Origin of the sequence: Mycobacterium sp. DL440 (assembly GCF_011745145.1) — a bacterium.
Lineage (GTDB): Bacteria > Actinomycetota > Actinomycetes > Mycobacteriales > Mycobacteriaceae > Mycobacterium.
In genome coordinates this window covers 3,400,457-3,413,596 of sequence record NZ_CP050191.1, presented here as the reverse complement: position 1 = coordinate 3,413,596, position 13,140 = coordinate 3,400,457, and the positions used below count along the sequence as shown (strand labels likewise).

Annotated in this window: 11 protein-coding genes and 1 tRNA gene; 6 read left to right on the top strand and 6 right to left on the bottom strand. The window is 63.8% G+C overall.

Features of this window, described 5'->3' with window-relative positions:
- Positions 1-71 precede the first annotated feature (71 nt).
- Positions 72-770, top strand: coding sequence for a DUF6882 domain-containing protein (locus HBE63_RS16410; RefSeq protein ID WP_166905682.1), 699 nt, complete (start codon positions 72-74; stop codon positions 768-770).
- Here HBE63_RS16410 and HBE63_RS16405 read toward each other — a convergent pair.
- The gene (locus HBE63_RS16405; protein ID WP_371814766.1) at positions 767-1,552 is read right to left on the bottom strand and encodes an LAGLIDADG family homing endonuclease; all 786 of its coding nucleotides are present in this window, start codon (positions 1,550-1,552) and stop codon (positions 767-769) included. The two genes, HBE63_RS16410 and HBE63_RS16405, sit on opposite strands and share 4 nt — an antisense overlap.
- Before the next feature lie 42 nt (positions 1,553-1,594).
- On the opposite strand from HBE63_RS16405, the gene HBE63_RS16400 reads away from it, so the two are divergent.
- Positions 1,595-1,678 (top strand) — tRNA-Leu (locus HBE63_RS16400).
- 53 nt (positions 1,679-1,731) lie between these two features.
- On the opposite strand, the gene HBE63_RS16395 is transcribed toward HBE63_RS16400, so the two are convergent.
- Positions 1,732-2,484: a potassium channel family protein gene (locus HBE63_RS16395; RefSeq protein WP_166905681.1), complete on the bottom strand. Its 753-nt coding sequence runs from the start codon at positions 2,482-2,484 to the stop codon at positions 1,732-1,734.
- Positions 2,485-2,977: 493 nt separating this feature from the next.
- On the opposite strand from HBE63_RS16395, the gene HBE63_RS16390 reads away from it, so the two are divergent.
- On the top strand, positions 2,978-3,631 hold the full coding sequence (locus tag HBE63_RS16390) for a nitroreductase family protein (protein WP_243858086.1): 654 nt from the start codon (positions 2,978-2,980) through the stop codon (positions 3,629-3,631).
- A gap of 24 nt (positions 3,632-3,655) precedes the next feature.
- Here HBE63_RS16390 and HBE63_RS16385 read toward each other — a convergent pair whose 3' ends face one another.
- Both HBE63_RS16385 and HBE63_RS31720 read right to left on the bottom strand, forming a co-directional pair.
- Positions 3,656-5,815, bottom strand: coding sequence for a CocE/NonD family hydrolase (locus HBE63_RS16385; RefSeq protein WP_166905680.1), 2,160 nt, complete (start codon positions 5,813-5,815; stop codon positions 3,656-3,658).
- Positions 5,816-5,907: 92 nt separating this feature from the next.
- Positions 5,908-8,208: a cellulase family glycosylhydrolase gene (locus HBE63_RS31720; RefSeq protein ID WP_256367874.1), complete on the bottom strand. Its 2,301-nt coding sequence runs from the start codon at positions 8,206-8,208 to the stop codon at positions 5,908-5,910.
- Here HBE63_RS31720 and HBE63_RS16375 point away from each other — a divergent pair.
- The 3 genes from HBE63_RS16375 to HBE63_RS16365 all read left to right on the top strand — a co-directional run bounded on the left by HBE63_RS16375 (position 8,189) and on the right by HBE63_RS16365 (position 10,556).
- A complete protein-coding gene (locus HBE63_RS16375; RefSeq protein WP_166905679.1) occupies positions 8,189-9,610 on the top strand; it encodes a TetR/AcrR family transcriptional regulator C-terminal domain-containing protein in 1,422 nt (473 codons plus the stop codon). The two genes, HBE63_RS31720 and HBE63_RS16375, sit on opposite strands and share 20 nt — an antisense overlap.
- Before the next feature lie 115 nt (positions 9,611-9,725).
- The gene (locus tag HBE63_RS16370) at positions 9,726-10,145 is read left to right on the top strand and encodes a hypothetical protein (protein ID WP_208301143.1); all 420 of its coding nucleotides are present in this window, start codon (positions 9,726-9,728) and stop codon (positions 10,143-10,145) included.
- 42 nt (positions 10,146-10,187) lie between these two features.
- Entirely contained in the window at positions 10,188-10,556 is a 369-nt protein-coding gene (locus tag HBE63_RS16365) for an STAS/SEC14 domain-containing protein (RefSeq protein ID WP_166905678.1), read from the top strand.
- Here HBE63_RS16365 and HBE63_RS16360 read toward each other — a convergent pair.
- Positions 10,553-11,218 carry a hypothetical protein gene (locus HBE63_RS16360; protein ID WP_166905677.1) on the bottom strand — a complete coding sequence of 222 codons (666 nt, stop codon included), beginning with the start codon at positions 11,216-11,218 and terminating at the stop codon, positions 10,553-10,555. The genes HBE63_RS16365 and HBE63_RS16360 overlap by 4 nt on opposite strands.
- A complete protein-coding gene (locus tag HBE63_RS16355) occupies positions 11,215-12,996 on the bottom strand; it encodes an ATP-binding protein (RefSeq protein ID WP_166905676.1) in 1,782 nt (593 codons plus the stop codon). Before HBE63_RS16355 ends, HBE63_RS16360 begins: the two co-directional genes overlap by 4 nt.
- Positions 12,997-13,140 lie beyond the last annotated feature (144 nt).

Here is a 13,140-nt window from a genome sequence, read left to right as displayed (position 1 = left end):
GGTACGGCGCGGGTCGCGGGCGTCGAAAATACGTGCCTGGAAGGGTGGTTAGCGCCACTTAGGCTTTTCGGGTGCTGCTCTATGACCTGCTTCTCGATGCCGCGATCGTCCAAGCCGAGACTCAAGCCCACCTCTCCGACCTCATCGGCGAAAATTCACCGTACGACGGGGACTGGAGCCTGGACCTCGGCGCCGGCGTGTTCTCGAAGGCCTCGACGAACGGAGCCGACCCATTTGTTGCTCGGGCTGAATTGCTCGGCTCCTCGGCGCAGGGACCTGGCACCTGGCTGTGGGCATGGGCCAACTCCGCCTACCCGCCCTCGATCGTCGAGAGCAGCGCACTGATCCGTAACTTCGGAGAGCAGTACGAAGTCGCCGAGTTGCGTGACCCAGAAGTTCCACTCGGTGAGGCTGAGCCGCGTGAGTTCGCGTGGTGGATGGGTGGGGTCGCGGCGCTCCTTCTCGGGCAATTGCCCACCTACACCTTCGACGCCGACGGCTCCACTATCGGCGCAATTGTGCTGGCGGACGATCGGCTGCGGTTGCCCGAGCCGACCGTGCCCCGTCTGATGCGCAGCGTGGGAGAGGCGTTACAGGCACTACCGGTCGCGCCCCGCAGCGTGTGGGCATGGGGTGATGTGCGTGGGGTCCAGGTCGACGAGATTCCGGCAGGCCTGCGGATCGCATTGCCCGACGGGCATGCCGAGTTCCGTTTCGACGAACAGGACAGGCTGATCGACATGTCTGGTCAGGCGCGACCGTCCGACTAGACCTTGGGGCCGATGAATTCGTCGAGGCGAGCGGTCGCGGCCTTGCGGTAGATCGAGACGACGTACTTGGTGGAACGTGTCCACGGGATGCCGAGGTGATCCAGCGCCGCGGTGAACAGGTTCAGGATGTCCTCCGAGTGATTCGTGAAATGGTATCGGATGCTCTTGACGCCGCGGTCGTTCGCGACCACCCGGCAACCGTCGCTGTGGATCAGGCCGCGCACGAACTCTTCAGTGGCTTGGTCCACGAGATCCTGCTGCCAGGGCTCGAGCCGGATTGGTCTGGTGTGCTTCCTGCCCGGACCGTGCTGAGGGAACAGACATGGCCAATGATTCGAGCACAGAACGACGTCGACGCAGTTGTCTTTGCGGCGGACGACGGCTGCGTGCTGCCCGGGCAAGAGGATGTCTATGGCTTCACGGCAGCCGTGGACGATTCCCGGGTACTTCGTGTCCAGGGTGATCCTCAGGTGCCACGTCCGGGTTCCTCGAGAGATGCAACCATCACCGAGGTACATGCCGAGGACGTAGCAATACGCCTTGGCGGGAAGCGCAGAGAAGTCATGGACGGTGCAACGGCCTGAAGAATCGGTTGTAGATCTCGGCCTTACCCCGGGTTTGCGGCGCCATTGCCAAACGGTCTTTCGGGGTATGCCCGTTCGGCGCGAAATCTCGCAGTCGTTCATGCCAGTCGCGATGAGCTGGAGCACATCGCTGAATTCGTCGGCCGACCGCATGGTGCATCCTTTTTGCTGGGGTGTCTCGACGATATTGGCGCCCACCGACAGATTCGGCAGTCACCGGACATGTAGCATCGTGGCTCTGCGGGCGTGGCGGAATTGGCAGACGCCCGGGCTTTAGGTGCCCGTGTTCGAAAGAGCGTGTGGGTTCGAGTCCCACCGCCCGCACTCTTCAACTCAGCTGTGATCTCCAACCCTGGTACCGCATGCGGTACCAGGGTTCACGGTCGGTGGTCGCCTCCAGCGCCCTCGATGGCCGGAGCCCTCCGCAGTTCGTCCCGTAGCGACGCGATCTCGGCCCGCAGGTCGTTGATGTGCTCCGCCGTCACCGCCGCCGCGGCAGCGTCGTCTATCGCCACGGTCTGCACGATCCACGATGCGATCGTCGCGGTGATCGAACCGACCAGGCTGATCCCGCCAATCATCAACAGCGCGGCGATGACTCGTCCCGTTGTCGTCACGGGATACATGTCGCCGTAGCCGACGGTGGTGATGGTGGTGATGGCCCACCAGATCGCATCGCCGAAGTTGGTGATGTGAGCGTCGGGTTGGCCGCGTTCGGCCTGCAGCACGGCCAGCGATGCGACGTACACCAACAGGACCGCGCCGGAGATCGTGTAGAGCACGACCTTGCCGCGGATGGCGTGGCCGACGGCTTTCTGGATCACGCCGATCAACACGACCAGGCGTAACAGTCGCAACGGCCGCAGCAGCGGCAGCACCACGATCGCCAGGTCAACGAGATGGGTGCGGAACCAGTGCACCCGGTTGTCGGCCAGATACAACCTGGCCACATAGTCCGCGGTGAACACCGCCCAGGTGAGTAGGGTCGCGAGTTCGACGACCCGGGCTGCCAACCCGTATGGCTGGACCAGGACTTCCACCGTGTAGGCGGCGAGGAATATCGCTGCCACCGTGGCCAGCGGCCACTCGGCGCGTGCCTCCCACCTGTCGAGCCGCTGCTGTGTCGTCACCGCAAAAGTGTGCGACACAAATCTGCAACGAGTTCAGGCAACCCCGTCGGCCGGGACGGCATTTCCCTTCACCGTGTTGAGAATCTGCACGATGTTGTCGGCGTCGGCGTCGGCGCCGACGAAGGCGAAGTTGGTCACGAGTTCCCCCTGCGGTCAGTACGTCCAGGACCCGCGGCGCGAAGAATCGGCGCCTGTATGCGTCCGCGTCCACTACGTCGAGAGCACCGAGATCCATGAGCTGTCCGATGAGCTTATTAGCTCGACCGTAAGAAACTTCGAGCCCGGCCTCGACGTTGCGGACGGTGAACGGCGAATGCGCGACGGCGAAATCGACGAGAGCGCCAGATTGCTCGTTTACAAACATGGTCACGGCCACAATGTCTCTCTACTGGCACTTGTGTGACATTGTCTGCGGATTGATGTCATTAGGACCGACTGAGCCTTCGTCCGAGAATGCCCTCTGGATGTGATTGGCCGTGTTGGAATTGTGGCCATGACGCAGCACGAGGCCTTGGCCATGCCACTCGAAGAGGCGATGCGTACTCAACGGGCGATCCGCCGGCTCAAGGCTGATCCCATCGATGACGCACTTCTCCTTCACATTCTGGAACTCGCGATGAAGGCGCCGACGGGCTCGAACGCTCAGAACTGGGAGTTCATCGTCGTCAAGGACCGCGAAGTCGTCGCGAAACTCGGCGGCTTGAATCGCCGAGCCGTGAAGTTCGGCGGCCCGATCTACAAGCGCGTCGTCGTACGCGACATGAGTGACCAGATGCTCCGGATCGAGAAGGCGGTGCAATGGCAGGCGGATCATTTCGACGAGATCCCTGTCGTAGTCGTTGCCTGCCTCAAGGGTGTCATTCCGCTCTGGCCGTCAGTGGCGGTGAGCAGTGCCTACGGTTCTATTTTTCCCGCGGTGCAAAACCTCTTGCTGGCGGCCCGTGCGGCTGGGTTGGGCGCAGCGCTGATCACCTTGCCGTTGTGGAGCAAGCTGTTGGCGAGGCGCGCCCTGGGCCTGCCGTGGAACGTCACTCCGTGTGCGGTCATCCCGTTGGGTTGGCCGAAGGGCAAGTACGGGCCGACGACACGTCGGCCGGTCGGAGAATTCGTCTCACTCGACCGCTACGGCAATCGAGCTTTTCTGTAGGCAGCGAAACTACGTGTGCCGCCGTCAGCCGATGGGGTCGCTGGTAGGGACGCTGACCCAGCTGGGTGCGGCGGGGTCGATGTTGAGATGTTCGGGGTAGAAAGTATTGCTCCGGTCGAAAAGCAGTGCCACGTCGCGGACGTCATACGGTGGCGGGGTGAGGCCCGCGGCGATCATCATCGGCATGGGGGGTACCGCCGACGGATAGTTGCTGCTGTAGATGCTCACCCGCAGCCGGTGTCCCGGCTGCAACACCGCATCCAGCGGGTAGGTACCGAAATCGATGGTCGTGGGCTTACCCGGGACGACGGGGGAGTAACCGCTTTTGAGGTCCAGGGTTTGGATGGGGTCGACGTAATCGCCGTTGGGCCCGCGCTTGCTTCTGGCTTCATCAACCTGGCGCATTGACGACACCACCCAGCCGGTGCTGAGCGGAAGTGAAGTACCCGAGGTGTCATCGACATCACTGACGGTGGCCATCCAGAATCCATCGGTGCCTTCATGCTGCGTATTCAGGTGCACCGCAACAGGCCCCGACATCACCGTCGGCACCGATACCGGTTCGCTGGTAAAGGTCAGGCCGTCGATCTCATGCGTGTTTTCATTTTGGGCGCACTCCATGAGAATCGCGGTGATACCGAGGTATTGGGTGTTGGTGATGTCCGAACACAGGCTGGCCACACCGACTTTGACGGTGAGTTGATCGGGCGCGGTGGGCGGCTGAGCAGACAGCGAACCGTCATGCTGGGTGCGTACCGCGGTATGGCTGTTCTCGCTGCGGAGGTACACCCGCTGATTGCTCATCCCTGGGCGTGGCAGCTGCGAAATTCGTTGCCACCCTTGGGCGCCCGGCATGTGCTCCAGGATGGGTCCGAGGTTCCGCACTCCATTGTCGATGCCCTTGATCCAGTGGTCGAACCATGCCTTCTGTAGGACATCCGCCCTCGGTGGAGCGTCCCGTTTGCCGTATCCGCCGGTGGTGGTGACATGGTAGCCCGGTCCGATGATCAGTTGCTTCTCGCCGGGTTTGAGCCCCGTCAGATCCTGGAACGATCGGAATTCGGCGTTCCGGAACAGGTCGCTCCATCCGCCGGTGATCATGGTCGGCACGTTGATGTTGGCCAAATCGGTTCGAGTTGCCTTGCGCCACGGGCCTTGTGCGTCGTACAGCATCATCGCTTCGGGGGAGTTGTAGACCTCGTTCATGGATCGGGCGTTCAGTGCGGTGTACATGGCGTCGGACATCGATGTCGGATCTTCGGCGCGGTCGTCGATCCACTTCTGATACTCCTGCTGGTAGGTGCCCAATGCCATGGACTGCACGTCGGGAACACGCTTGAGTCCGTTGACCAACCAGAGCCAGAACGGCAGGAAGCCGACGTTGATACCTCCGCCGCGCAGCGCCACATCCTGCACGAGGTCGGTGGCGGGCTCGACGGCGAACACCGCCTTCAGCGCCGGCGGGCGATGCGAGGCGGCCTGCAAGGCGGTGATGGCGTCGTAGGACACGCCCGTCGCGGCGACTTTGCCATCGCTGAAGTCCTGCTTGCTGATCCAGTCGATCACCTCGACGGTGTCCTGCTGCTCCCGAGGACCGGTCAATTGCCATTTCCCATCGGAGAATCCGGTACCTCGGATATCGAGATCGATCCAGACGTAGCCGCTCTTGATCAGCTGTTTGTCGGCCATCATGACCTGGGTCATGCCGCCATCCATCGTCTGCATCAGCTGCATCAGGTTCTTGAGGGCGGGGTCGGAGCTTTCCAGGCTGCCGATGCCGCGCAAGATGCCATCCTGGATACCCGGGGCGTTCATCAGCTTGGTGCCGATCGCCATCATCCATTTGGTGTACGGCGTTGCGTTGAGCACGGTGGGCAGCGGGTCGGTGACCACCACCCCGTTGTCCATCGGCCGGTAGACGTTGGCCTTCAAAACCACGCCGTCGCTCATGGTGATCGGAACATCCCAGTCGATGTGCACCGCGGAGTGCGGTTGCGGGCCGTCCTTCTCGGCCGTCCAGGCGCCCTCCATGCCGGTGAAATCATTCGAATACGGCTGGTAGTAGCCATCGCTATCGGCTGCGTGCGGAGCCGCGGGGTCGGCGTGTGTGATCGGTACAGCACCGCCGCCGACGATTACGGTCGAGATGGCAACAACGGCAGCAAATTTCTCCGCCAGCGACATTCGACGTTTCCCCCCGTTTTGTGCACCGAACTTCGAACGCACAGCAAGAATGCTGGATGAGTTTTCCACGAGTTGAGCTGCGGCGAAGGGTTTTACACCGTGGTCACCGTGGACCCGCCGGGGTTGGCGGTCACGACGACGTGAACTTCGGTTGCGTCATCCGACGCGATCACCAGTTTGGAGGCGTTGGGGGCGGAGACGACGTGCCCGCCGGTGATCGTCACCTGGTATCCGTCGGGGAACTGGACGGCGGGGGTGGCGATGATGGTCTCCGAACCTGCGGCGAAGTTGCCTGTACCGTCCGCCCTTTGGGTCGAGTACGTGTAGTCGAACGTACCGTCGTTGAACGACCATGACTGCGGGGTGCCGGACGTCACCTGCGGATACGGTTGCGCGAGCGTCTTCAGGTTCGCGGTGTTGACGTTATCCCCCTCCGGCGGGAGGCTCGGGTCGTACACCAGCGCCTCTTCCTCCGGTGGAGCGAACGTCGTGATGTCACCGACGCCCGTGTAGTTCCACTCGGTCCAGCCGAACATGTGCTGGTCGGCGGGATCCATGGATCCGATGATGCGTGCGCTGTCGGAGCTGCCGCCGAACTCGCTCATGAATGCCGGGATGCCGTGCGCTTCGGCATATGCCTGTGCGTTGTCGGAGATCAGTTGGGCGTTCGGGAAGGAGCCCAGCGGGCCCAGCGAGACGTAGTCGTACGCGTGATACGACAAGACGCTGTTCGGGTCGTCGACGGTGCCCAAGTGCACGGGGAAGCCCAGGTTGGTGTCAGCGTCGGGTTCGAAGTACACCGTCGTATTCGGATCGGCGGACCGGATCGCGGCATCCACCTGGTTGTAGAAAGGCGTCAGCTGCTGAGCCGAGAAGAACGGGCTGCCGAACATGGTCGGCAACATCTGTGAGGCGCCCGGGTAGGGCTCGTTCATGATCTCGTAGCCGACCACGCCGGTCTCGTCCTTGAAGTAGTACGCCACGTGCTGCCAGGTCTGGGCGTAGTGGTTCTCCAGACCGACCCCGTCGGATGCCTTCGAGTTGGACCAGAACGCATCCCAGGCGTGCTGCTCGGCGGGGTTGAGGAACTGGGTGAGTGGGAAGCCCAGAATGGGGTTGGGTAGTCCGCCGGTCTGCGTCGCCCACTCGGGTGCGCCTTCGCCGCCGAATTTGGTGCCGTAGGTGTCCTGATGCATGTCGAGGACGACGTAGACACCGTGTGCGTTCAGCGTCTGCACGGTCTGTTGGATCGAGGCCAGGTATTCGTCGTCGTAGACGCCGGGCTCGGGTTCCACAGCGGCCCAGTTGATGCCGAGTCGCACCACGTTGAAACCGTTATCCGCCAGGAACTGTGCATCGTCGTCGCTGAGGCCGGATGCGGAGGGCTCATACGGCGGCACCTTGTAGACCATGTTGACGCCGTGCAGGATGACGACCTGGCCGTCACTGTTGGTGATCCATTTGCCGGTGGTGTTCAAAGAGGTGTCGCCACTGGCCGGCGCATCGGTCCGGGTCCCGTAACGGCCGACCACGCCATGCGCGCCGAACAGGCCGCCGTCGCCACCGGCCCCGCCCAGTGCCGCGAGTCGTGTTGAAGCACCGCCTATTCCGCCATCACCTGCGTTGCCGCCGTCACCGCCACTGCCCAAGAGCGCCGCGCCGTCGCCGCCGTCACCACCTCGGCCGCCGTTGGCTCCGTTGCCTCCATCGCCGCCGGCACCACCGATGCCGAACGCCAAACCGGTAGCCGAACCGCCTTCGCCGCCGGCGCCTCCGACACCACCTGCGATACCGTCGCCACCATGGCCGCCGGCGCCACCCATGCCCATCAGGAACCCGCCGGCGCCACCGGACCCGCCGTCGCTCCCGGCGCCCCCGTCACCGCCGATCCCGCCGTCTCCCAAGAATCCGGCCGCGCCGCCGTTACCGCCGACGACACCGGCGTCCGCGCTGTCCCAGCCGTCTCCTCCGTCACCCAGCAGCCATCCGCCGACGCCGCCGTCAGGGTTGGTCGCCGTGCCGTCGGCACCGTTGCCGATCACATAGGAACCGGCCACGGTGTTGATGACGCCATCGACCTGCCGGCCCAGGTCACTGTCGATCCAGTTCTGGACACCGTCGTGCACCGGCGTGTAGACAGCATGCTGGAACCATGCCGATGCGTCAGTGGGTGTTGTCTGTGCCTGTGCGGCAGAGGTTTTCGCCGGACTTGAGGCACCGGAGAGCTCACGACGTGCCGCGGCCAGCATCACCCACGACAGTGGGGGATCGGCCGGAGCTGTCGGGGTGCTGCCGGCGGCCGGGCGGTTCACCGCCGCGAACAGGTGCGAAACCGCCGTTGCGACTGCCTTGATCGGATTGTCCGGGGTTCTGGTGGTCGACGTTGTCGTCATCCGTGGCTGCGTCGTGGATGCAGTCGCCGGTGTTGGGACGCTGGCCGGGGCACCCGTCTGGGCTGGTACGGAGGTGGTCTTCATTCGCGACGCGCGTCTGGAGGTGTCAGTCTCGGTGGACGTTGCCGCCGTGTTCGATGCCACCTCGGAGCGCGGGGCCTCAGGCCGGGTTGCGGTTCTCAGAGCCGACGGCTCAGTCGAGGGTCGGCCGGTGGTCTTCTTCTTTTTCGGCGTCGTCGCCGGGGCGTGCTTGCTCTTGCCGGAGGCCGCTTGGGCACGGTTCTGCAGCCCGTGCGTGAGGCCGGCGATGGTGCGCGTCGCCCGATCTTCGGCGCGTTTGATCCGGGCCTGCGGGCCGGGCTCGGTCGCACCTGCACCTACTGTGCCGGCGGTGCGGCTGCTCGTCGAACCCGCCGATGAATCTCTTGTTGTCGAGCCGTGTGGGTCGGCCCATGCCACACCGATTCCCGAGGTCAAGGCAACGCCGACCCCTAACGCGATAGCCAAACCGCCGACCCGACCGATGTACGCAGACGCTTTCACGCGCTCAGGTATACGTCGCCAGAACCGGCGGTGGAGGCGAATTCCAGAAATTTTTCCCGATACGGGGGAAATTATTTCGGCGAGGCGCCTCGAGATGCGTGACCCTGGCTGTGGCCGGAGAGTAACTACGCTGGCGGACGTGAGCGGTCATGATCTCGGCACCGGCACCGGCACCGGCACCGGCACCGGCGACGACGCCGCGTTGCGAGCGCGGCGGGGACGCCCGGCGCGGATCAACCGCCAGCAGATCGTGTCTGCCGCGCTCGGCGTCGCGCCGGAGGCTTTGACCATGCAGGCGGTGGCTGACGCACTGGGCGTCGACCGCAAGTCGGTCAAATATCACATCGGTGATCGTGAAACATTGTTGGCGCTCATGGCATCTGCTGTGTTCGAGGCTGAATTCGAGCGTGTCCCACCGCCGGCCGGCGGCGACTGGCGTGAGGTGCTGCGGTGGTATGCGCGCAGGGCACGCAATGCGATAGCTCAGCTAGGAGTCCATGACGCGTTCCCGATGGAGGGCGCCATCGGCCTCGCGGCCTTGGGACAGGCCGAGTTCGTCCTCCAGACACTTGTCGACGCGGGTTTCGACGTCGAGCAAGCGGGCCGGGCAGCCAACATAATCGCCGAGTTGGCGCTGTCCGCTGCACGCGACTCCCTGCTGCGCGCCGGGCGAGGTATCCATCCTCAACACGAAGAGGCCATGGCGGCCATAGGCATTGATGGCGGTAGCGACTACAAGATGCTGCGCCAGGTTCTGGTGGCGATGTCGGCAGAACCTGACGAAGACGCGCAGCTGGAGTTCAACCTTGATGCTGTCATCGCAGGATTGACGACGATGCTGGCGCGTGACGCTCGATGAGCTGCTGAACAAGTCGCTGGGGTAGTGATCGGCCGCGGTGGCCAGACCGTATCGTTCCCTCTCGTGAAGCGGCGAAGGCGCACGGCGCGCTCGTCAGCACCGAAGGGATCGATACATGGGCAAGCGGTTGATCGCAGTGATTCTGGCAGTAATGGCGATCGTCGTGGGCTGTGGGAATAGCGATGACGCTGCCGCTGCGATCGTCACCCCCGACCACGCCCAGGAGTCACCGTCGGGCACGTACACCGCCTTCGCAGAGCAGGGATCAGAGGAGGACGGGGTGAAGCCCTGGGTCGTGGTGGTTCGGGACAAGGCAGGCGAAGAGGTGTTCCATGACCATTCGTCCTACAGCCCCCGCAACGGCGTGATGATCACCTGGTTGCCCACGGAACCTGAACAGCTCTGGGTGTATTCGGGTGATTCAGGGGTCTACCGGATCGCTCCGGGCAGTCACGGCGGATGGACCAGGGCCGGCGTCAAATCCGAGAACGTGCCGTCGGAAATATCCAACCTCTGGGAGTCTTCCCGTTCTTGAGTCGGCAGGGGCAGACTTGAGTGTGAGACGGGAGGAGAACCGATGATCGATGTCCTTCCCGACATGCCAGAGGGTGTGTTCGGTATCCGAGTGTCGGGCCGGGTGCGCGGTGATGACCTGCGCGAGTTCCGGCCGACGATGGACGAATTGCTGGCGACCGGCGAGATCCGGATCGTCGAGGTCATCTCACCGGACTACGAGGGCTTCGGCCCTGGAGGTCTGGTCGAGGATCTGAAGCTCGGCTTCGGCGCGCTGCTCGGGCACCACTCGGCGTTCAAGCGGATCGCTGTGGTGTCCGATAGAGACTGGGTCGCCCATGCGATGCATGCGTTCGCGTGGATGATTCCGGGTGAGCTCAAGGTCTTCGGGCTGGGTGAGCTCGATGCGGCCAAGGAGTGGGCTGCCGGCTAATCGGCTTCCTTGCCGTCGGGCAGGTCGAATCGGATGTCCCACAGGTGGACGTGTCCGGGGATCTCTTGCTCCATGAAGGCTGACCAGTCCTCGTACTTGTCCGCGTCGGCTTGCCACTGATCTGCCTCGATATCGCGGCCGACGCCACGCAGGACCTCGGCTACCAGGCGCTGCAGTGCCTGGCTCTTGTCGTGGAAACAGATGTCGTCGAGCATCTTGATGGTGGGACGTGAGATCTCGTCGATCGCGTGATCCATCCGGTGCGGTGTCACCTCGGCGAAGTTCAGTTCGGCGATCGCACAGTGGTAAGCAGCGTCGGCCGCCCGCATCGGGTGGTACATGTCGCGGCGATCGATCAAATAGGCGGCCATTTCCTGGGCGAGGGTCACCGATTCCTCTGAGGGAGAGAGGAAATGGATCAGGGAAACGAACGCCGCCGAAATCAACTCGGGATCGTTCGCATCGACTTCCCGCGCGAGTACTACCGCGTGGCGGTACGCAGCCTCGGCATTCTCGCGGCCACCGAGATGCTCGAGGGTCTCGCCGAGCCGGAAACTCATGTGCGATGCATGAGCGAGGTCGCCTTCCTCCATGGCGGTGTCCGCCATGGCCCGCAGTTCCGCGGCCCGCGCGTCGAGTGACTTCGGCGTCGGCTCGTTCATCGAGCGACCTCCGTACCGTCCACACCGGCGGCCAGCACGATGATGTCATCGAGCGCCTCCGACAACAGGATTCGATCCTCGGGGCCATCGCACTGTGCAGCCATCCGAGCCTGGACGAACAGCAGCTGCATGAGCCGACTGAACACGAGGTCGTCGGTTGTGTGGCTCAGCGCCTGCACCGCCTGGTTGTCCCAGTTCACCACCAGATGCGGGAGGTCGCCGGACCCGGGTGATGCCGCGTCGATCTGGCCGCGGCCGATGAAGACTGCAGGCAGATCGGTTGACGGAAACCGGCGCACCACGACCCGACTTCCCGATGCCTGCAGCGCGTGACTGCCGCGCTGTTCCAGCGCCGCTACGGCACCGTCCGCATCAGCTGACGGCATCGTCAGCGCTGCCACCTCGGAGGCCGGATAGGCCCGCGTGACGGTGACCCCGGACATCACCTGCGGCAGCATGAGCAGCACTTCCTGGTCCAGAGCGTGGCCCGCGTTGACGACGATCCGCCCACCTGGGTTGAAACTCGCGATGGTGCGAAACTCCTTGACAGACAACGCGTAAAGGATGTTCGGGTTACGGCTGACGATGTCGACCAGGCGTAGGTGTCCTTCGGTTGTTTGCATGGTCAGCATCGGGAGCACGACTTCGGCCAGCTCCAGGTTCTCCGCGTCGATGCATTGCGTCGCAGCGGATCTGAGCTCAAGTTCGTTGTCGGTGACGAACTCGGCGAACCGCTCCGGATCGTTGTCGGCAAGGCAACGCAGCCACTTCAGCGCCGCTTGTGCGAGCGCGCGCCGAGTCCCGGCCTGTACCGCGTTGTTCATGATGGCCTCGCGGCTGGCGGTCGGCTCAAGCTTGGTGGAGTTGACCACGGCCCAAGCGAAGAACGCCCATGACGGCAGCAGTGCACCCTCGGCGTCATCGACGAGCATGTCGTTGACGTAGACGCGATTGCGGCGGACGGACGTGGCCCGGCGCGACGGAGTTCCGATGTACACCACGCCCTGTAATCCAAGGTCTTCGTCGGCAATCTCGATGGCATCGAACTGCCTACCCACGCCCATGCCGCCATAGACCGGTGAAACCCCTTGCAGCACAGTGGAACGATGGGCGCTAAAGTCGTTCTCCCATGGATATTTCCGCGAAACTTCCTTCGGGCCTTGGCTTGTGAGGACCTTGATGTTTACCGGAAGGAACTCGGCGTACTTCTGCACCAGAGGGCGCACCTGCTCGGCACGGGCCCATCCGATCATGTCGGGACGAGGCCGCAGTCGTACCGTCGTTCCGACTGCGATGTCCTCGGTTGTGGCGCGGAGCGTGTAGGTGCCGTCGCTCCTGCCGACCCACTCGATCGGTTCCGTGCCCGTCGCGCTGCGGGAGACGACGGTGATCTCGTCGGCGATGAGAAAACAGCTCAACAGGCCGATGCCGAACTGCCCGATGTACGTCCGACGGCTGCGCTGTAACTCGTCACCTTTGGAGCTGGCGCCGACGGTGGCCAGGAACTGCTCGACCTGCTCGGGGCTGACACCGATTCCGGCATCGGTGAGTGCGAACTCGTCGGCAGGCGAATTCGGTGACGCGACCCCGTAGGGCGAGATCGTGATGGTGCGCGGGGCAGTGGTGCCGCCGAGGGCGTCGCGCACTGCGATGGCATCCACCGCGTTCTGGATCAGCTCCCGCACATAGACGCCGGGACTGGAATACAGGTTCTTGCTGAGTAGTGCGATCACCCCGCCGAGGTTCACTCGGAAGTTCTGCTGCTGAAGGTCGTACATCTCCGGCGCTCCTATGTCGGTTCGTTTGAGAACCGGACAGCGTCGCATGGGGTACTGACATGTCGAGGCGCCCCGAACTGGTGCCGAGCGGGTGCCCGCGGCGGTGGGATCATGGCTGAGTCGACCAGCACCACTACGGGGGGG